This window comes from Emticicia sp. MM (assembly GCF_001649495.1).
Window position 1 is genome coordinate 1 of the sequence record NZ_LXHX01000062.1, and the last position, 532, is coordinate 532.

Annotated in this window: 1 protein-coding gene; it reads right to left on the reverse strand. The window is 29.1% G+C overall.

Translation table 11 applies throughout. From position 1 onward, the window contains the following. Positions 1 to 445: Lrp/AsnC ligand binding domain-containing protein (locus A6M55_RS07800; RefSeq protein WP_064197140.1), on the reverse strand; the 445-nt coding region annotated here is incomplete at its 3' end. Positions 446 to 532 lie beyond the last annotated feature (87 nt).

Genomic DNA, 532 nt, shown 5'->3' on the forward strand with positions numbered 1-532 from the left:
GATTAAACCTTTCTTCTAATGAAATGAATGTTTCAGTTCGGTTTATTCCGCCTACTTTCTGAATTTTATCGTGTAATACTTCTCGTAAATGCTGCGTATCTCTGCAAACAATTTTGACGAAAATACTATATTGCCCCGTTGTATAATTTATGCTCACAACTTCTGGAATATTCTCAAGTTGGTCGGCTACGGTATCATATAATTCACTCTTATCTAAATAAATTCCCAAAAAAGCACTAATATCCCAGCCTAGTTTAATCGGGTCAACAATTAATTGAGAGCCTTTTACAATCCCCATTTGCTCCATTTTATTCATTCGAACGTGTACAGTTCCACCTGAAACGAATATTTTTTCGCCAATGGCCGTATAAGGCATTTTGGCATCTTGCATCAATAAAGATAAAATCTTTAAATCTGTTTTATCAATTTCGAAATTTTTGTCCATTTTTGAAATTATAAATTATGAAATTTTTAATAAATATATATAATTATTGAATTAAATAAAAATTTTAAATATTTTTTATGAAATATT